The sequence below is a fragment of the Mycobacterium sp. NPDC050441 genome (assembly GCF_040655355.1).
In the GTDB taxonomy this organism is placed as follows: Bacteria; Actinomycetota; Actinomycetes; order Mycobacteriales; family Mycobacteriaceae; genus Mycobacterium.
Window position 1 is genome coordinate 991,430 of the sequence record NZ_JBFAJS010000001.1, and the last position, 17,800, is coordinate 1,009,229.

Sequence of the window (17,800 nt, forward strand, 5' to 3'; positions counted from 1 at the left end):
GGCACCGCGCGAGACGGCGTCACGCACTTCCGGGCAACGCAATTCGGCACAACGCCCCCAGAATGCGCCCACCCAGGTACAACGGACACAGGAGCAACGCACTCCTGGGCAGGACACCAAGGGACAGCGCACACAGGGGCAAGGAACGCAGACACCACGCACACCGGTACAGCGCTCGCAGCAGCCGGCACAGCCACGACAGCCGCGTCAGGGCCAGGCCGCGCCGCCGCAGCGTCAACCCGCCTTCGACGACCGGCCGGTCGAGTACTGGCCGACCGCGTCGATCCGTGCGGCCCTGGAGACCGACGACATGGCGGTCTGGCAGCGCATCGTCGCCGCGATCAAGCGTGACCCCTACGGCCGGACGGCCCGGCAGGTCGAAGAAGTGCTGCAGACCGCCCGGCCGTACGGAGTGTCCAAGGCGCTGTCGGAGGTCCTGGTGCGCACCCGTGAGCACCTGGAAGCCACCGAGCGCGCCGAGGTGGCCCAGCAGATCCAGGCCATGCTGCGCCGCTCCGAACTGCAGGCGCCCGAATTCGCCTCGCGCATCGGGATATCCAACGAGTCCTTCGCCGATTATCTGGAAGGCACCACCAGCCCACCGGCCTCGCTGCTGCTGCGCATGCAACGACTCTCGGACCGGTTCGCCAAGCTCTCCTCACAGCGTTCGGCCAAATAGTCCGGATCATCCGGAGCCCACATGACAGCCCAAGCGGCGACGGTGCAGCGCGTCCTGCGTGAGACCCGGTCCGTGGCGATCGTCGGCGCCTCGGCCAACCCCGAGCGGGCCAGCCACGAGGTGTGGACGTACCTCAAGGCGGCCACCGACTACACGCTGTACCTGGTGAACCCGACCATCACCGACGTGGAAGGTACACCCGTCTACCCCAGCCTGGCCGCGCTTCCGGAGGTACCGGACCTCGTCGACGTGTTCCGCCGGCATGACGAGATACCGCACGTGCTCGCCGACGCCATCGCGGTCGGAGCCAAGACCCTGTGGCTGCAACTGGGGTTGCGCCACGATCAGGTGGCCCGCGACGGCGCCGCCGCCGGGCTGACGGTGATCCAGGACCTCTGCCTGAAGGTCGAGTACGCCCGCTACTCCTAACGCTGTCGGCCGTACAACAGCAGCAGAGCGGCGATCCGCCGTTCTGGGCCGTCCAGGCTCCCCTGCAGAATCCGCTCGGCCTTTTTCATGCGCAGCCGGACGGTGTTCGGATGTACGTTCAGCGTCGCCGCGGCGGCGTTGACGTCGCCCCAATTCTCCAGCCAGGTGCGCAGCGTGACGGAAAGTTCGGTCCCGTCCGTGCTGTCGAAGTCGCGGACTTTCTGGAGTTCGCTGTGTACCACCGACTGCACAGCAGTCGCCGCACGCCGCAGAACGATGGTGTCCCACACTTGCTCGTGCGCCGCGGACCTGAGATCGAGGTGCAGCGCGGCGGCCAGGGTGTCGTCGGCCTCCACGCGGGCCGCCGGCAGGCCTGCATTGCCGGAACTCGATCGACTCGCTCCGACCGCCCCCGGGGATGCTGATCCGACGATCTCGCACAACCACGGCCAGCCTCCCGGCCCCTCGCGCTGCCCGACCAACGCGTAGACGGCTTCATCGATGTCGACGAGAACCGGATCCTCCCACGACTTCTTTCGCAGGAAGGTACGCCACAGAGCCAAGTCTTCTCGCGCGTCCGCCGGCGAGAGCCGCTGCAAAGCAACAACTCTGACGGGTTCAGACAGAAGCGGTATGTCCTGCCCGGCGGCGCCGGCCGCTCCGGTCAGCGCCGCCCGTAGCTGAGCTGCCGAATAACGGCCGGTCAACTCGAGTTCGGCGCAGAATCGCACGAGATGCAAGGCGACCGCGGTGCTGGCCGCAGAAAGCCGCACCTCGAGATCCGCGCCGAGATCGCCGTCGAAAATCGCCCAGATCGACCCGACCAGTTGCCCACCGACGCGCAACGGGATGACGAGGCGTTGCGCAAACCCAGGCTCCTCGGCGGGCACCAGAAACGGTCGGTTCTCCCGGGCCAGCCGCTTCAACGCCCCGCTGGCCCGCAGTCGCTTCAACACATCGGTGGGAACTGCCCGCCCCATGATGGTGGAGGTGCGGGCCATGTCTGCGGTCTGCGTCGTTGCTGAGTAGGCGATCACGCGACTCCTGGCATCCTCGATGGTGACCGAGGAATTCAGGATCGTCGCGACCACTTCCGCCAGGGCGAAGAGCCCCTGCTGCGCTGACGCCGCCCCGGCCACCGCCGACTGCCCCTCAAGCAGCAGGCCCCGGGCGAACCAGACGAAGTGCGACCACTCCATCAGCGGGTTCAGGCCCGCGAGGGTGACACCTCGCGCTGCAGCGTGAGCACGGATCTCGGGGGGAACCGGCTGCGGCAGCACCACGGCGGCAGCGCCGGTGGTCGCCGCCGCATCGATGATCTGCAACTGCACCCGCTCGTCGGTGGCCCCGACGGCGGCGATGAGCGAGCCGGCGCCGGGCGGCTGCCGGTCACCCCACAGATGCACCGCTACCACCGCGCGCGGCTGTCCCTCCACCAACGTGGTGACCACCCCTGCGCCCAGCGCTTCGCAAAGGTCTACACCGTGGAGCATAAGCCGATTGTAGATACCGCACAGTCGTCGACGAGCATGGTGTCACGTTCGAACAGTGGTGGATCACGTTGCAGCCCACAGTATTGAGCCGTGAACACACGCAACAGTTCCTCGGCGAAGCAGGTGGCCGTGATCGGCGCGGGCATGGTGGGGTTGTGCACCGCTTGGCATCTCCAGGAGTACGGCGTCGATGTCACGGTCTTCGACCGCGACGACGTTGCCGCAGGGTCGAGCTGGGGCAACGCCGGGTGGCTGACACCGAGCATCGCCACTCCCTTGCCAGAGCCGGCGGTGTTGAAGTACGGCCTCCGCGCCCTGCTGAGCCACTCATCACCAGTCTATGTTCCGCCGACCGCCAGCCCGAATCTGCTGCGGTTCCTTGCTCAGTTCGCGCGCAACAGCACCGCGAAGCGCTGGGAAAAGGCCATGAAGGCGCTGATTCCACTCAACAACGAGGCGCTGGACGCGTTCGCGGAGATGGAACTTGATCTTACGGAAAAATCCGCTGCTGCAGCACCTTTCATCGCCGCATACCGCACGGCTGCCGACCGGGAGGTGCTACTCGAGGAGATCAAGCAGATCCGGGCGGCGGGTCAGTCGGTCAACTACGAACTGCTCGACGGGGCCGAGGCCCGCGCACAGGAACCAGCACTCTCCGCCGAGATCAACGCCGCGATCAAGATTCTCGATGAGCGGTTCCTCAACCCCGCCGCCTTTGTCCACTCTGTCGCGGACGCCGTCGAGGCCCGCGGCGGAACAATCGTGCGTGACACGGATGTGGACCGGATCGACGACAACGCAGGCGGTGTCCGCATCGCCGGTCGTTCCTTCGATGCCGTGGTGGTCGCTACCGGAGCCCGGCTCAACCGTCTCGTTCGGCCCTTCGGCGTCAAGCGACTGGTCCAGGCCGGACGCGGATACAGCTTCACCGTGAAGGTCGACCACCTGCCGATCGGACCGGTGTACTTCCCCGCCCAGCGCGTGGCGTGCACTCCCGTCGGCGACCGCCTCCGTGTCGCCGGAATGATGGAATTTCGCGACGTGGAAGCGCCTTTGGATCCGCGCCGGATCCGGGTGCTGCGCGATGCCGCAGCGGGCCTGCTCACCGGCGCCCACCTGGACGAGCGTGAGGATGAGTGGGTGGGAGCCCGCCCGTGCACCGCTGACGGCCTGCCCCTGATCGGCCGGTCGGCCAGCCCGCGGGTGTTCATCGCCGGCGGCCACGGCATGTGGGGCATCACGCTGGGCCCGATCACCGGAAAGCTTCTCGCGCAACAGATCACCACAGGACAAACTTCGGCCGCGCTGCGCGCCGTCGACCCGCTTCGATGAAGGGAACTCAATTCTCATGACCGAACTGCAGACGATTTCCTCGACGAAGGCACCGGCAGCGGTCGGCCCCTATGTGCAGGCCGTTGCGCACGCAGGTGTCCTCTACTGCTCCGGTTCCCTGCCGCTGAATCCGGCCACCGGGACCATGGAGGCTGCCGACATCGCTGCCGAGGTGCGGCAGAGCCTGACCAACCTCGCCGCGGTCTGCGCCGAAGCAGGCACCGATCTCAACCGCACTCTGCGGACCACGATCTACACCACCCAGCTGGCCGCATTCGCCGACATCAACGCCGCGTACGCGGAATTCTTCGACACCCGGGTCCCGGCCCGCACCACGATCGAGGTGGCGGCGCTGCCGCTGGGCGCCACGGTCGAGATCGATGCGATTGTCGCGCTGCGCTGAGGTCCGGCCCGGGAGCCGGTGATCGGCCGGCTCCTACCGCGAGTGCAGCGGGGTCACATTGTCGACGAGCCAATGCCCGTCGGTTTTGCTCAGGGCTACCCGCAGCGCCATGACCGCATTGTCGGTGGGTTTGCCCGGCGCACTTTGAGTTCCGCGCATGACCACGGCCACACTGGCCACCTGCGGACCCAGTGCCTCGACCCCGGCCGAGATGGTGGCGGCCGTGGCCGACACGTTCTTGCTCGCCAATTCCTTTGCCACATTGGCGAATTCGTTCTTGAACTGCTGAGCCTGATCCGGCGACATCATTCCCGTCGCGCGGTCGATCGAGGCGGTCGGGCTCTGGGGGCTGAACGTGGCGGTGGCCTCCGAGACGCTGCTGGCGATGCGCACCACCTCGTCGCGGTCGTTGTTGAAGGTGCGGTCGGGCACGGTCCAGCGCAGGTATCCGACCGTCACCGCGGCCACCACGGCGGCTGCGGCCACACCGGCGACCGCGAGCCGCAGTCCGGGGGCATCGTCGTCGGTGCCCAATGTCACGCCGTCGCGACGGGCCAGCACGATGTTGACGATGATGCCCTGCACGATCAGCAGGCACAGCACCGAGCACAGCGAGACCCACCACAGCGGCCAGGACAGCGCCAGCCCGATGTACAGCAGCGCCGCAACGGCCGCCAGTGGGGCCGCGATGTCGAAGGCCAGGACACGCAACCGGTTTCTCATCGGATCGGCTCCAACCGCGAGACCATCAGCGTGCCGTCGACGTCGGAGACATCCAGACGCAGTGTCCAGCGCACGGTCTGGGGCTTGTTCGTGCCGGCGTTCTCGCTGACCGAGGTCGCGACCACCAGCACGGTGTCGGTGCGCGACACCATCCCGGCGAGCTCCGCCTTGGGTGCAGGCGCCGGGCGACCATCAGGGCCTGGCGGCGGGTGGTACAGCGACTCGATGGCCACCGAGTCGATCTGCCCGGCGGTGCGCGCCTGCAGCCGCTGCACCAGATCGCGGTAGGGCTGCACGGCTGCGTCGAAATCGGCGTTGAGCTGCCCGACGGTGCCCTCGCGCAGCTTCTGCATACCGGCCTCGACCGAGTCCTTGTTGATGTTGATCAGGACGTTCGTCCAGTCGGCCGCGGTCCGCAGCACCCGGGTCTGGTAGGCGCGCTCGGCGGACTCGCTGCGGTGGCTGGACCACACCATGACGGCCAGGACCACCGCGGCGACCGCGATCAGTCCCGCCACCGCCGATGCGAAGCCGAAGCCGGTGATAACGCCATTGGGGTGATCGGCTGTGCTGTCCTTGCTGTCTTTGCTCGGCGCCTCGGGCATGGCCGTGAGGGTACCGGCAGCCAAACCGTCCCAGCGCACCCGCGGCCTTCTGGAAGAATGTCGGGGTGACGGTAGAAGCGATCAAGTCCGGTATCGACCTGAGCCATGTCGACCCGCAGGCCCGCCCGCAAGACGACCTTTTCGGCCACGTCAACGGCCGTTGGTTGACCGACTACGAGATTCCCGCCGACCGCGCCACCGACGGCGCCTTCCGGCTGCTGCACGACCGCGCCGAGGAACAGATCCGCGATCTGATCACCCAAGCGGCTGCGTCCGGCGCCGCAGCAGGCACCGACGAGCAGCGCATCGGTGATCTGTACGCCAGTTTCATGGATGAGCAGACCATCGCCACCCGCGGCCTGGCGCCGCTGCTGGCAGAACTCGCCCTGATCGACGGCGCTGCCGACAGCGATGCGCTGTCCGCCGTCCTGGGCGGGCTGGAACGCACCGGGGTGTCCGGCGGCGCCGGTGTGTACGTGGACACCGATTCCAAGGACTCGACGCGGTATCTGCTGCACATGAGCCAGTCCGGTCTCGGGTTGCCCGACGAGTCGTATTACCGCGACGAGCAGCACGCCGAGATCCTGGCCGCCTACCCGGGACACATCGCCCGGATGTTCACCTTGGTGTACGGCGGGGATACGGCGGCGAACCAGAGTGAGACCGCGGCCCGCATCGTCGCGCTGGAATCCAAACTGGCCGCCGCGCACTGGGACGTGGTCAAGCGCCGCGACGCCGACCTGACCTACAACCTGCGGAAGTTCGCCGACCTGTCCACCGATGCCCCCGGATTCGACTGGACCGGTTGGCTCGGCGCTATCGGCACCACCCCCGAGAAGGTCTCGGAGCTGGTGCTGCGTCAGCCCGATTACGTGTCGGCGTTCGCCGCGCTGTGGGCGAGCGAGGACCTGGAGGACTGGAAAGCGTGGATGCGCTGGCGCGTGATCCACTCGCGCGCCGGGCTGCTGACCGACGAGCTGGTGGAGGAGAACTTCGACTTCTACGGCCGCACCTTGAGCGGCACCGAGCAGAATCGCGACCGGTGGAAGCGTGGAGTCTCCCTGGTGGAGGGCCTGATGGGCGATGCCCTGGGCAAGCTCTACGTCCAGCAGCACTTTCCGCCCGAGGCCAAGGCGCGGATGGACGAGCTGGTGGCCAACCTACGCGAGGCGTACCGGGTCAGCATCAACGAGCTGGACTGGATGACGCCGGAGACCCGGGCCAAGGCGCTGGTCAAGCTGGACAAGTTCACCCCCAAGATCGGCTATCCGGCCCGCTGGCGGGACTATTCGGCGCTGGTGGTCGAGCGCGACGACCTGTACGGCAACTACCACCGTGGCCATGTGGTGAATTCCGACCGCGAGCTGGCCAAGCTGGGCGGTCCGGTGGACCGCGATGAATGGTTCATGACACCGCAGACGGTCAATGCCTACTACAACCCGGGAATGAACGAAATCGTCTTTCCCGCAGCGATTCTGCAGCCGCCGTTCTTCGACGCCCAAGCTGACGACGCCGCCAACTACGGCGGAATCGGCGCGGTGATCGGCCACGAGATCGGCCACGGTTTCGACGACCAGGGCGCCAAGTACGACGGCGACGGCAACCTGGTGGACTGGTGGACCGATGCCGACCGCGCCGAGTTCGGGGTCCGCACAAAGGCTTTGATCGACCAGTACGAGCAGTTCAGCCCGCGCGGGCTGGAGGTCTCCCACCACGTGAACGGTGCGTTCACGGTCGGGGAGAACATCGGCGATCTCGGCGGGCTGTCCATCGCCCTGCTGGCCTATCAGCTGTCGCTCAAGGGCGAGGAGGCGCCGGTGATCGACGGGCTGACCGGCGTGCAGCGCGTGTACTTCGGCTGGGCGCAGGTCTGGCGCACCAAATCCCGTGACGCCGAGGCGATCCGGCGGCTGGCGGTGGATCCGCACTCTCCGCCCGAGTTCCGCTGCAACGGCGTCATCCGCAACATCGACTCGTTCTACGAGGCATTCGAGGTGGCCGATTCCGACGAGCTGTACCTGGAACCGGCTCAGCGCGTGCGCATCTGGAACTAAGGCCGGTGGGCCTGTTCGTCTGGAAGATTGGGAGCGGCTTTGGTTGACGATGTTCGTCACGACGAGGATCCGGACGTCGAATGGTTCTGGGACGTCATAGCGGAGGCCTCGCGGAGCCGCGATCACCTTCGTGAAATTCTTGGACGACTACCGAAGGGCGCCGTCTACAAGTTCCAAGATCTATTCCTGGACTTCGCCGCCGAGCTCCAAGACGAGCCATATCGGTCCAATCTCGGGCCCGACGAGTCTGAAGATGGCCTGGAAGATGCAGCACACTGGGTGGTCAGCCAAGGGCGGGTGAGATATGAAGCGGTCCTCGCAGAGCCAAGCCTGATGCCGTCACATGTCGACGTCGGTGATCCAGCCAACCTTGGTGGGCTCGCTTACGAGGTCTACTTTCACCGGTTCGGGGAGCCACTCGAATTGATCTAGCCCGGATACCAAAAACCCCGCAGCGAGCTGCGGGGTTTTTGGTATCGGCGTTCGTCTAGAACATCTGCCAGTCGGACGCTCCGTCAGGCGTGTTGTACCAGCCGCCACCGGTGTTCTTGATCACCACCGGGTCGCCGCTGCCGAAGTTGTCGTAGAACCACTTGGCATTCTCGGGGCTGAGGTTGATGCAACCGTGGCTGCTGTTGCTCTTGCCCTGCTGGGCGACCGACCACGGGGCGCTGTGGACGAAGACGCCGCTGTTGTCGATGCGGACCGCGTCCTGCACCTTGAGCTTGTAGCCCTCCTTGGAATCCACCGGCACCCCGTAGGTGGAGGAATCCATGATGATGTCGGGGAACTTCTCCAGCACGTAATAGGTGCCGTTCTTGGTCTCGTGCTTGCCGTCGGGCTTGCCCATCGACACCGGGAAGGTCTTCTCCAGCTTGCCGTTGCGCAAGATCTCCATCTGGTGAGCCTTGTCGTCGACCGTCGCCACCAGGTAGTCGCCCACCCGGAAGCTCGACTTCGTGCCGGCCGCGTCGATGTTCACCACGGTGTTGGACGGCCAGAAGTCCTGCGGCCGCCAGCGCAGCTGCGTGTCGGTCACCCAGTAGAAGCGGCCCGCCACCGGCGGGTTGGAGGTGATCCGGATCGCGTCCTGGGCCATCTGCCGGTTGGCGATCGGCCGCTGGAAGTTGATGTAGATGGGCTTGGCGACACCCACCATGGAGCCGTTGACCGGGTTGAACGACGGCGGCAGGAACGGCGCCTCACCGGTGAACGGTGTGGAGCTCTGCCCGGGCGCGGTGCCCTCGAACGGGACGGTCGGGGAGCCGTAGTTGATGATCGGCGCGGGTGCCGCGGCAGCGCCCGGCACGGTGGCGGCGGGTGCCGCTGCGTCGGCCGGCGGCGCGAACGGGTCCGGCGCGGGCGCCGGGACAGCAGGGTCGACGGGTGCCGGCGGCACCTCGGGGTCTGCATAGGCGGATGGGCTGAGCACCAGTCCACCGGCGAGCCCCGCAGCCATGAAAGCAGTGATCAGTCGACGTTTTGCCGATTTCGGCATGAGTAACCTCCAGACAGCACAACTTGCTCCAGTGTCTCACAGCGCGACCACCAGCTACTGCCGCGAGAAGCCGTTATTCCCCGACAGCGACCGATTCCACGGCGCTGAACTGCGGTGTTTATCGACTGTGAGCCTCGTTGCGTTACTTCTCGCAGACCCCGCAGGAAACTGTGAATACGCCGCGAGACAACGCGACACCAATCATCGCGACGATGATCAGGGCCGCGGCGGCGCCAACGGTCGGGGCCGCGCCTCCGTGGTCGTAGAGGCCGCCACCGATCAGCGCACCGCCCATGATGCCGACCTGGAAGGCCGCGACGTACCGGCCGGAGGCGCCGTCGGGGTCGTCCGGAGAGGTGCGCATCGCCGAGGCCTGAAGCATCGGCGGCAAAGCCGTCGACGCCGCGCCCCAGACCACCACCGCCCCGGCACCGAGCGCCACCACGGCCGGCCCGGACCACGATTCGAGGGCCAGGACCGACAGGGTCAGCAGCGCAGCGGCCAGTGCGGCCAGACAGCTCACCACCGAGGCCTTGGGCCACAGGTCCAGCGGCCGGGCCATGGCAGCCATCCCGGCCAGGCCGGCGATCCCGAAACCGGCCAGTAGCCAGGCCAGGTGCGGGCCGTGTATCCCGACCACGTCCCGAATGATCACCACGATGAAGGTGAAGGCGATGAAATGCCCGGTGACACCGATCAGCGTGAGTATCGACAGGGTCAGCAGGCGACGGTTGCGCCGGTAGGTGCGCGGTGCCCCGGGCGCCGGTGTGACGGCGGACGCCGGCGCGAGCGGCGGAAGCATCGTCCACGCGGCCAGGGCCACCACGGCGGCGGTCACGGCGATCACCGCCACCGCAGGCCGCCAGCCCCACACCGCGCTGAGCGCCGCGGAGAGCGGATTACCCACGACCAGGGCCAGGCCCGTGCCCACGTAGACCGCCGCGGTAGCCCTGCCGGCGTGGCTGGCCGGGACCAGTCGGGCGCCGATCGGCGCGATCACCGACCACATCAGCCCGTGGGCCAGCGCGCACAGCACCCGGCCGCCGGCCAGCACCGCGAAGTTGGGTGCGAGCGCCGAGATCACCTGTGAGACCGTCAGGCAGACCAGGGTGGCGACCAGGGTCCGGCGTCGCGGCCAGCGGGCCGTCAGGCGTACCAGGGCGACCGTGGTGAGCGCGGCGACCAGCGCATAGCTGGCCATCAGCGTGGCGACCAGGCCCTCACTGACCTGAAGATCGGTGGCGATCGCCGGCAGCGCACCGACGGGGAGCATCTCGGCGGTGACGTAGATGAACGCCGCCGCCGCGAGTATGGCGAGTTGCGTGGCAACGCGCGGTGTCCACGGGCTGGTGTGGGCGTGGAGCGATTCGCCGGTGACGCTGAAGGTCATGCTGGAATGCCACGGTAATGCCATAACGTTGCCGTGCGTGGTTGCCGACCCGAGAGGATGCGCAATGGTTGCAGTGCCCGATGGCTATGAGGATCTGTTGACGCGACCGCTGTTCGGCCATCTGGCCACCACCAGACCCGACGGCACCGTGCAGGTGAATCCGATGTGGTTCGAGTGGGATGGCACGCACCTGCGCTTCACCCACACCACCAAGCGCCAGAAGTACCGCAACGTGACGGCGCATCCCGAGGTGGCGATGTCGATCCACGATCCCGACAACCCGTACCGCTATCTGGAGGTGCGCGGTGTGGTGGACGAGATCGTGCCCGACCCGACGGCCGCGTTCTTCCTGGCCCTCAACGACCGCTACAGCGGTTCACTCAACGAGGCGCCGCCGGACGCCGCCGACCGCGTGGTCCTCGCGGTCCGCCCGACGCTGTTCAGCAAGCACTGATTCAGCTCGGCGTCGTGAGTCCGCGTTCGTAACGTCAGGGCGGGATGCCGGCGCTCCGGCCGCCACAGCGTTACGAACGTGAGCGGCACACCGCCGACCGCGCACGTTCACCGGGGCGCACAATCGATTCTGTGATTGTCGCCTTCAGCATCAGCCCGAACGGTGGGGACGAGTCCGGCAGTGTCAGCGCCGCGGTGGCCGAGGCCGTGCGGGTGGTGCGGGCCTCGGGCCTGCCCAACGAGACCAACGCCATGTTCACCAACATCGAAGGTGAATGGGATGAGGTCATGGCCGTGGTGAAACAGGCCGTGGAGGCCGTCGCGGCGGTCTCCTCGCGGGTCAGCCTGGTGTTGAAGGCCGACATCCGGCCCGGCTACACCGGGCAGCTCACCGCGAAGGTCGAGCGGATCGAGCAGGCGCTGGGCGACTAGGAGCGGACCAGGCGGGCGATTGCGGCCGATGCTTCGGCCAGCTTGGCCTCTGCCTCGTCACCGCCTTCGGAGACCGCCTGCGTCACACAATGTCCGAGGTGCTCGTCGAGCAGACCGAGCGCCACGGATTGCAGGGCGCTGTTGACGGCACTGATCTGGGTGAGTACGTCGATGCAGTACTTGTCCTCGTCGATCATCTTGGCGATGCCCCGGACCTGACCCTCGATCCGGCGCAGCCGTTTGGCGTAGTTCTCTTTCTGCGCCGAGTAGCCATGAGCACCCGAGTTTTCAGCCACGTCCATGACCCCATCATACCGGTACCCCACCGGGGTATCCATATCCATTTGGCCGGGAGAAATGGTGCGAGCCGGTCGCCGACCCCGCTCGTGATCGGGTTCCTCATGGGACTCGACCTGACCACCAAGTCCACGGAGTGGACGGGCTGACCTGCACTGCGGGTCAGCCCGTCGATTGCTCTATACCCCCCTTGGGTATCGTAAAGAATTTGGGCGGCTAACTAACCGAGGGGCATACTTGCCTTCATGTCTTCCGAGACCCCTGACACTTCTCTTCGCGCAAGCGGCACCAGGTCCAAACCGGAGCCCGATATCAAGCCCCGCAGCCGCGACGTCACCGACGGCCTGGAGAAGGCCGCAGCCCGCGGAATGCTCCGCGCGGTAGGGATGGGCGACGACGACTGGGTCAAGCCGCAGATCGGCGTGGGGTCGTCGTGGAACGAGATCACCCCGTGCAACATGTCGCTGCAGCGGCTCGCCCAGGACGTCAAGGCCGGCGTGCACGAGGCCGGGGGCTACCCGCTGGAGTTCGGGACCATCTCGGTGTCCGACGGCATCTCGATGGGCCACGAGGGGATGCACTTCTCGCTGGTCTCCCGCGAGGTGATCGCCGACAGCGTCGAGACCGTGATCCAGGCCGAGCGCCTGGACGGCAGCGTGCTGCTGGCCGGGTGCGACAAGTCGATCCCCGGCATGCTGATGGCCGCCGCCCGTCTGGACCTGGCAAGCGTCTTCTTCTACAACGGTTCGATCATGCCGGGTGTCGCCAAGCTCACCGACGGCACCGAGAAGGAAGTCACCATCATCGACGCCTTCGAGGCGGTCGGCGCGTGTGCTCGTGGGCTGATGTCCCGTGAGGACGTCGACATCATCGAGCGCGCGATCTGTCCGGGTGAGGGCGCGTGTGGCGGCATGTACACCGCCAACACCATGGCGTCGGCGGCCGAGGCACTCGGCATGTCGTTGCCGGGCAGCGCGTCCCCGGTGGCTGTGGACAAGCGGCGCGGCGAGTTCGCCCGCAAGTCCGGCGAGGCCGTCGTCGAGATGCTGCGCCGCGGCATCACCGCCCGCGACATCCTGACCAAGGACGCCTTCGAGAACGCCATCGCAGTCGTGATGGCGTTCGGCGGCTCCACCAACGCCGTGCTGCACCTGCTGGCGATCGCCCGTGAGGCCGAGGTCGAGCTGACCCTGGCCGATTTCACCCGCATCGGGGCCAAGGTTCCGCACCTGGCCGACGTTAAGCCGTTCGGCCGCCACGTGATGAAGGACGTCGACGAGATCGGCGGCGTGCCGGTGGTCATGCGCGCGCTGCTGGATGCGGGTCTGCTGCACGGCGATTGCCTGACCGTGACGGGTAAGACCATGGCCGAGAACCTCGCCCACATCGCGCCGCCGGACCCCGACGGCAAGGTGCTGCGTGCGATGGACAACCCGATCCACCCCACCGGCGGCATCACGATCCTGCACGGATCGCTGGCCCCCGAGGGCGCCGTGGTGAAGTCCGCAGGCTTCGAGTCCGACGTGTTCGAGGGCACCGCAAGGGTTTTCGAGCGCGAGCGGGCGGCCCTGGACGCGCTGGAGGACGGCACCATCACCCACGGCGACGTCGTGGTGATCCGCTACGAAGGCCCCAAGGGCGGCCCGGGTATGCGCGAGATGCTGGCCATCACCGGCGCCATCAAGGGCGCCGGGCTGGGCAAGGACGTGCTACTGATGACCGATGGCCGGTTCTCCGGTGGGACGACGGGCCTGTGCGTCGGGCACATCGCCCCCGAAGCCGTCGACGGTGGGCCGATCGCGTTCGTCAAGGATGGCGACCGGATCCGGCTCGACGTCGCCAGCGGCACGCTCGACCTGCTGGTCGACGAGGCCGAGTTCGAGGCCCGCAAGGCCGGTTTCGAGCCGCTGCCGCCGCGGTACAAGACCGGCGTGCTGGCCAAGTACACCAAGCTGGTCCAGTCCGCCGCCGTCGGCGCCGTCTGCAACTAGGGATTCCCCTGCACCGCGAGCGACCGTGTCTGTACGCCAACACGCCGTAGATTGCGTACATTCACGGTCGCTCGCGGTGCAAGTCCCGGTGGTAGCGTGACATTGGGCGTGCAGGAACGCCCGACGTCCGCTCGAAGAGGCCAAGCCTCCCTGCACACTGAGTTGCCTTGTGACTGACCTCTTCTCAGCCCGATTCGCGGACACGGGCTCTTGAGAGGAGGCCGTCATGGCCAGCCGTCTGCCCAGCAATCCCTCGATCGACCATCTCCGCGATGAAGCCCGGGCGTTGCAGCGCGCGAATCGCGCACCGCTGCACGAAGCCCAGTTGGCCGTCGCTCGCTCGTACGGTTTCAGCAGCTGGCCCAGGCTCGTGCATTACCTGCGCGACGCAGCCGACCTCGGCATCGACCCCGGCGCGCTCGACGAGAACGCCCTCAAAACCGTCGACCGGTTCTGTTCATGGGCATCGTTGCGTTACAACGAAACCGACGCTCCGCCCCGGTGGCAGGCCGCCGCGGAGTTGCTCAGCACCGACCCGGATCTGGTCGACGAGCACATCTGGGCCGCCGCGTCGGCCGCGGATCCGGCGGCAGTCTCCCGACATCTGACGAACCGGGCGGCACTCGCGAAGACCGGGGGCGGACCGTTCGGCTGGGTGCCGCTGATGTACCTGTGCTATTCGCGGGTTCCGTTGGGCCGCAGCGCCGACGACGTCCTCGCCACCGCGGCACTGCTGCTCGACGCCGGCGCCGATCCGAATGCCGGCTATCTCTGGTGCGGAATGTCGACACCGTTCACGGTGCTGACCGGCGTGTTCGGCGAGGGTGAACAAGGGTCGCGCCGCCAGCCCCGGCATCCGTTCGCCCCCGACCTGGCCACGCTTCTGCTCGATCGCGGCGCACATCCGGCCGACCAGCAGACGCTGTACAACCGGATGTTCCGCGCCGACGATTCGCACCTGGACCTCTTGTTCGCCCACGGCTTGGCCGATGCCGGTCCGAGCCCGTGGGAGGTGCGTCTCGGCGAGGCGATGGAAACCCGCCCCGAGATGTGGAGGCGCCAGGTCAGTTGGGCGGCCGAGCACGGGTTCACCGCGCGGCTCGACCTGTTGGCCCGGCACGGAGTCGACGTATCCGGAGTCGACGTGGTCGCTCCGGTGTTCCCCGACGATCCGAATGCTCTCGATGACGAAGGTGCGACAGCCCTGCACCAGGCCGCGTGGTCCGGTGACCTCGAGCTGATTCGGCGTCTCCTCGGTGCCGGGGCCGACACCACCATCACCGACCGGAGATTCGGCTCCACTGCACTGGATTGGGCCGAGTATGCCTACCAGACCGAGGCAGCCGACGTGCTGCGTCGGCACGTCACGCGAGCCCCTTCGGACCACGACGGATGATCGCGGCGAGCTGCTCGCGTGAACTGGCGCCCACCCGCTGGCAGGCCCGGTACAGATGGCCTTCGACACTGCGCACCGACATCACCAGCCGCTCGGCGATCTGCTTGTTGGTCAGCCCCGCGACGACGAGTTCGACGATCTCGCGCTGCCTTCCGGTCAGCGGCTGTCCGGCCGGGTTGCGCATCGCCGGGGTGCACAGCCCGCCGCATTCGTCGGCGCTCTCCTGCGCCAACGCGGCCGCATATGCACTGCGCTTGCCCTGACCGTGGCGGCCGAACGCGACCGCGGCCTGCGCCATCGCGTCAGTGGCGGTGGCGCGGTCACCGAGGGCCCGGTATTCCCCTGCGGCGGTGAGTAGTCCGGCGCCGTCATCGGCCGCCAGGGCCTCGATATGGCGGGCCACCGTTTCGGCCAGCGGCAGTTTCAGCGTGTCGGCGAGCTCCCGTGCGCGCGCCGCGCCGGCGGTGTCGCCCCACTGTGCGGCCGTCTGCAGGCACAGCAGTTCATGCGTCGGCTGTTCACATCGCGCCGCGTCCCGGCCCGCCGTGCGCACTAGATCGATGGCATCGGTCAGCGCCCCACCGGCGGCCAGCGTCCACCCGGTGGCCATCGACATTGCGGTACCCACGAACACGTATTCGACGGGCACCAGCTGCCCGACACCGGCCAGCGCTTCGGTTGCTGCAGCGACCTGGCCGAGTTTGGCATACGCCTCGGCCAGCGCGAAACAGCTGGCGATACGCAAACCCGTTGTTATCTCATGTGTTTCGGCACCGGCGTACGCCTCATGCAGGTGCTTGACCGCAGCGGCCAGATCGGCTCGGACCAGTTCGGCGTGGCCGAGCAGGTGAGCGAGGTTGGCGTACACGAGGCCCGGGACATCGCGAGCCGACTCGTCCAGTCGCGCTGCCATCGCCGTGACTTCGTCGATACGGCCGGTCAACCGGCAGGCGCGACCGTGGACGGCACCGAACCAGAAGCGCATGGGCGATGATTCGAACGATGTGTTGGCCCGTTCGATTGCCTGCTCGGCGACGGTGTTGATGTCGTCGACGTGTCCCAGCGCGCCGAAAGCCATCATCAACGCGATCGAGGCCATCATCGCGTGGAAATCGGGTAAACCATCGAAATCCAGTGCAGCCCTGGCTTTTTCCTCCGCCTTCGCACAGTGCCCGAGTACCGCGTCGACACAGGCCTCGATGGCCAGGCGTTCCATCCGCTGCGCATCGGATTCTTCTGTGCCGGAAAGTTTTTCCAAGAGTGCGTGCGCATCGAGCGGCCGGCTGAGCATCCAGGCCAGGTTGGCCGCCCGAACCGTCGCCCAATGGTGACTGTCCGGCGCACCGTCGGCGCTGATGTCGCGCAGGACTGCTTCGGCCTCCTCGCCCCGACTCAGCAGAACCAGTGTCATGGCCTGCATCTGCGCGGCCTCGGGCGCGCCGCATTCGGCTGCGGCAGCGGCGAATCGGTTGGCGGCATCGGGATCGAGCAGAACCGCGGCGCAGCGGGCCGCCGTCAGATACAACTCCGGATCCGGTGGCAGGTCGGAGTGCAGCGCGAGCAGTGCCCGGCGGACAGTCGCCCACATATCCCCGTCGGCCTCCGACGCCAACCGCCGCGCGAGCCGCCCCCGGATCCTCGACAGGTGCATCTCACCGGCAGTGGCCCTGCGCAATTCGCCGTACAGCGGATGCGCGAGGGTCGCCACCAGGCCGCGCCCGGCGCGATCGACCCTGACCAGATGCATCTGCTCGGCGGCCTCCAGGTCGGCGGGCTCCACGAGGTCACCCAGGACGTCGACGCTCAGCGGCTCGCACTGCGAAAGCGTGTCGAGCACCAGCGCCATGCCGGGTTCGAGTTCACCGAGGCGGCGACCGACCATGTCGGTGATGCTCTGGGACACCGCCACATCGCCGTCCCACATCCACACCCCGGCCGATTTGCGCATCCGCCCGGCGGCGATCTGGTCCTTGACCAGCTGCAGCAGGTACAGCGCGTTGCCTCCGGTCAGTTTCCAGAACCGGCGCGTGCTGCGGCTGTCCACGGGGCCCGCGACCGCCAGTTCGATCAGCGTGGCGGCCGCTGCGGCGGACAGCGGCTCGAGGTCGATCCGGTCGAGCAGGCTGTCCTTCCACAGGGCGGTCACCGCGTCGGGTTCCGGTCCGCCGGAACGTGCGGTGACAACGAGGCGCACCCCCTGGGTCTGCGCCAGTTGGTGTACGACGTGCGCGGACAGCGCGTCGAGCAGGTGCGCGTCGTCGACGCCGATGACAACCTTGCCCATCCGTTGTTGGGCGACGAAGGAATCGATCACGCGCCGCACGTCCGGCAACGGGTCGCACATGCTCTGGCTGATCGATCCGGTGAACGCGCCGAGCGGGATGGCCCGCGCGGATTCGGTGCCGACGAACCAGCTGGTGCGGTGCCCGGATGCCGCTGCGTGGCTGAGGGCTTCCCGCGCCAACCGGGTCTTACCGACGCCGGCACTGCCGACGATCACCACACCGTGGTGCGTTCCCGGCCCACCAAGGCAGCGACGGATCGTCGCCAGTTCTTCTTCCCGCCCCGCCAGCTTCATGTCAGCAGTTCGTACCCGCCATCGCCGTCATCGGAAGTCCTGCGATT

At 67.5% G+C, this 17,800-nt stretch carries 16 protein-coding genes and 1 pseudogene; 10 read left to right on the plus strand and 7 right to left on the minus strand.

Translation table 11 applies throughout. The features are described 5' to 3' along the window. Positions 1-232: 232 nt before the first annotated feature. Together AB0I14_RS04840 and AB0I14_RS04845 are read left to right on the plus strand one after the other, a co-directional pair. Positions 233-679: pseudogene (locus tag AB0I14_RS04840) on the plus strand (hypothetical protein); the annotation flags it as partial. A 21-nt stretch (positions 680-700) separates the two neighbouring features. Then, the gene (locus AB0I14_RS04845; RefSeq protein WP_358016538.1) at positions 701-1,108 is read left to right on the plus strand and encodes a CoA-binding protein; all 408 of its coding nucleotides are present in this window, start codon (positions 701-703) and stop codon (positions 1,106-1,108) included. Here the strand turns inward: AB0I14_RS04845 and AB0I14_RS04850 are convergent. Further along, on the minus strand, positions 1,105-2,601 hold the full coding sequence (locus tag AB0I14_RS04850) for a helix-turn-helix domain-containing protein (protein ID WP_358016541.1): 1,497 nt from the start codon (positions 2,599-2,601) through the stop codon (positions 1,105-1,107). The genes AB0I14_RS04845 and AB0I14_RS04850 overlap by 4 nt on opposite strands. Before the next feature lie 90 nt (positions 2,602-2,691). Between AB0I14_RS04850 and AB0I14_RS04855 the strand changes: the two genes are divergently transcribed. Further along, complete coding sequence (locus AB0I14_RS04855; RefSeq protein WP_358016544.1) at positions 2,692-3,933, plus strand: FAD-dependent oxidoreductase; 1,242 nt, start codon at positions 2,692-2,694, stop codon at positions 3,931-3,933. A gap of 16 nt (positions 3,934-3,949) precedes the next feature. After that, complete coding sequence (locus AB0I14_RS04860) at positions 3,950-4,336, plus strand: Rid family detoxifying hydrolase (RefSeq protein ID WP_358016547.1); 387 nt, start codon at positions 3,950-3,952, stop codon at positions 4,334-4,336. Positions 4,337-4,369: 33 nt separating this feature from the next. Here AB0I14_RS04860 and AB0I14_RS04865 read toward each other — a convergent pair whose 3' ends face one another. Next, positions 4,370-5,059 carry a hypothetical protein gene (locus tag AB0I14_RS04865; RefSeq protein ID WP_358016550.1) on the minus strand — a complete coding sequence of 230 codons (690 nt, stop codon included), beginning with the start codon at positions 5,057-5,059 and terminating at the stop codon, positions 4,370-4,372. Next, entirely contained in the window at positions 5,056-5,664 is a 609-nt protein-coding gene (locus tag AB0I14_RS04870) for a hypothetical protein (RefSeq protein ID WP_358016553.1), read from the minus strand. Before AB0I14_RS04870 ends, AB0I14_RS04865 begins: the two co-directional genes overlap by 4 nt. Before the next feature lie 65 nt (positions 5,665-5,729). On the opposite strand from AB0I14_RS04870, the gene AB0I14_RS04875 reads away from it, so the two are divergent. Together AB0I14_RS04875 and AB0I14_RS04880 are read left to right on the plus strand one after the other, a co-directional pair. Further along, positions 5,730-7,718 (plus strand): M13 family metallopeptidase, encoded by a 1,989-nt coding sequence (locus tag AB0I14_RS04875; RefSeq protein WP_358016556.1) that lies wholly within the window; start codon positions 5,730-5,732, stop codon positions 7,716-7,718. A gap of 39 nt (positions 7,719-7,757) precedes the next feature. After that, positions 7,758-8,150, plus strand: a complete 393-nt coding sequence (locus tag AB0I14_RS04880; RefSeq protein ID WP_358016559.1) for a DUF4240 domain-containing protein — start codon at positions 7,758-7,760, stop codon at positions 8,148-8,150. 55 nt (positions 8,151-8,205) lie between these two features. Here the strand turns inward: AB0I14_RS04880 and AB0I14_RS04885 are convergent, their stop codons facing one another. Further along, complete coding sequence (locus AB0I14_RS04885) at positions 8,206-9,216, minus strand: L,D-transpeptidase (RefSeq protein WP_358016563.1); 1,011 nt, start codon at positions 9,214-9,216, stop codon at positions 8,206-8,208. A gap of 142 nt (positions 9,217-9,358) precedes the next feature. Next, the gene (locus AB0I14_RS04890) at positions 9,359-10,606 is read right to left on the minus strand and encodes an MFS transporter (RefSeq protein ID WP_358016566.1); all 1,248 of its coding nucleotides are present in this window, start codon (positions 10,604-10,606) and stop codon (positions 9,359-9,361) included. Between the two features lie 64 nt (positions 10,607-10,670). On the opposite strand from AB0I14_RS04890, the gene AB0I14_RS04895 reads away from it, so the two are divergent. Then, a complete protein-coding gene (locus AB0I14_RS04895; protein ID WP_358016569.1) occupies positions 10,671-11,060 on the plus strand; it encodes a PPOX class F420-dependent oxidoreductase in 390 nt (129 codons plus the stop codon). Between the two features lie 131 nt (positions 11,061-11,191). Further along, entirely contained in the window at positions 11,192-11,491 is a 300-nt protein-coding gene (locus AB0I14_RS04900; protein WP_358016572.1) for an MTH1187 family thiamine-binding protein, read from the plus strand. On the opposite strand, the gene AB0I14_RS04905 is transcribed toward AB0I14_RS04900, so the two are convergent. Then, a complete protein-coding gene (locus AB0I14_RS04905) occupies positions 11,488-11,793 on the minus strand; it encodes a metal-sensitive transcriptional regulator (RefSeq protein WP_358016575.1) in 306 nt (101 codons plus the stop codon). The genes AB0I14_RS04900 and AB0I14_RS04905 overlap by 4 nt on opposite strands. Before the next feature lie 240 nt (positions 11,794-12,033). Here AB0I14_RS04905 and ilvD point away from each other — a divergent pair, with 240 nt between their 5' ends. Further along, positions 12,034-13,779 (plus strand): dihydroxy-acid dehydratase, encoded by a 1,746-nt coding sequence (gene ilvD, locus AB0I14_RS04910; RefSeq protein ID WP_358016578.1) that lies wholly within the window; start codon positions 12,034-12,036, stop codon positions 13,777-13,779. Between the two features lie 226 nt (positions 13,780-14,005). Beyond that, the gene (locus AB0I14_RS04915) at positions 14,006-15,175 is read left to right on the plus strand and encodes an ankyrin repeat domain-containing protein (RefSeq protein ID WP_358016581.1); all 1,170 of its coding nucleotides are present in this window, start codon (positions 14,006-14,008) and stop codon (positions 15,173-15,175) included. Here AB0I14_RS04915 and AB0I14_RS04920 read toward each other — a convergent pair. Beyond that, positions 15,144-17,753: a LuxR C-terminal-related transcriptional regulator gene (locus tag AB0I14_RS04920; protein WP_358016584.1), complete on the minus strand. Its 2,610-nt coding sequence runs from the start codon at positions 17,751-17,753 to the stop codon at positions 15,144-15,146. The genes AB0I14_RS04915 and AB0I14_RS04920 overlap by 32 nt on opposite strands. Between the last annotated feature and the right edge of the window lie 47 nt (positions 17,754-17,800).

Excerpts from the sequence above, each read along its gene's own strand:
- AB0I14_RS04845 (WP_358016538.1), top strand. The coding sequence starts at position 701 with ATGACAGCCCAAGCGGCGACGGTGCAGCGCGTCCTGCGTGAGACCCGG.
- AB0I14_RS04850 (WP_358016541.1), bottom strand. The coding sequence starts at position 2,601 with ATGCTCCACGGTGTAGACCTTTGCGAAGCGCTGGGCGCAGGGGTGGTC.
- AB0I14_RS04860 (WP_358016547.1), top strand. The coding sequence starts at position 3,950 with ATGACCGAACTGCAGACGATTTCCTCGACGAAGGCACCGGCAGCGGTC.
- AB0I14_RS04865 (WP_358016550.1), bottom strand. The coding sequence starts at position 5,059 with ATGAGAAACCGGTTGCGTGTCCTGGCCTTCGACATCGCGGCCCCACTG.
- AB0I14_RS04870 (WP_358016553.1), bottom strand. The coding sequence starts at position 5,664 with ATGCCCGAGGCGCCGAGCAAAGACAGCAAGGACAGCACAGCCGATCAC.
- AB0I14_RS04885 (WP_358016563.1), bottom strand. The coding sequence starts at position 9,216 with ATGCCGAAATCGGCAAAACGTCGACTGATCACTGCTTTCATGGCTGCG.
- AB0I14_RS04890 (WP_358016566.1), bottom strand. The coding sequence starts at position 10,606 with ATGACCTTCAGCGTCACCGGCGAATCGCTCCACGCCCACACCAGCCCG.
- AB0I14_RS04895 (WP_358016569.1), top strand. The coding sequence starts at position 10,671 with ATGGTTGCAGTGCCCGATGGCTATGAGGATCTGTTGACGCGACCGCTG.
- AB0I14_RS04905 (WP_358016575.1), bottom strand. The coding sequence starts at position 11,793 with ATGGACGTGGCTGAAAACTCGGGTGCTCATGGCTACTCGGCGCAGAAA.
- ilvD (WP_358016578.1), top strand. The coding sequence starts at position 12,034 with ATGTCTTCCGAGACCCCTGACACTTCTCTTCGCGCAAGCGGCACCAGG.
- AB0I14_RS04915 (WP_358016581.1), top strand. The coding sequence starts at position 14,006 with ATGGCCAGCCGTCTGCCCAGCAATCCCTCGATCGACCATCTCCGCGAT.
- AB0I14_RS04920 (WP_358016584.1), bottom strand. The coding sequence starts at position 17,753 with ATGAAGCTGGCGGGGCGGGAAGAAGAACTGGCGACGATCCGTCGCTGC.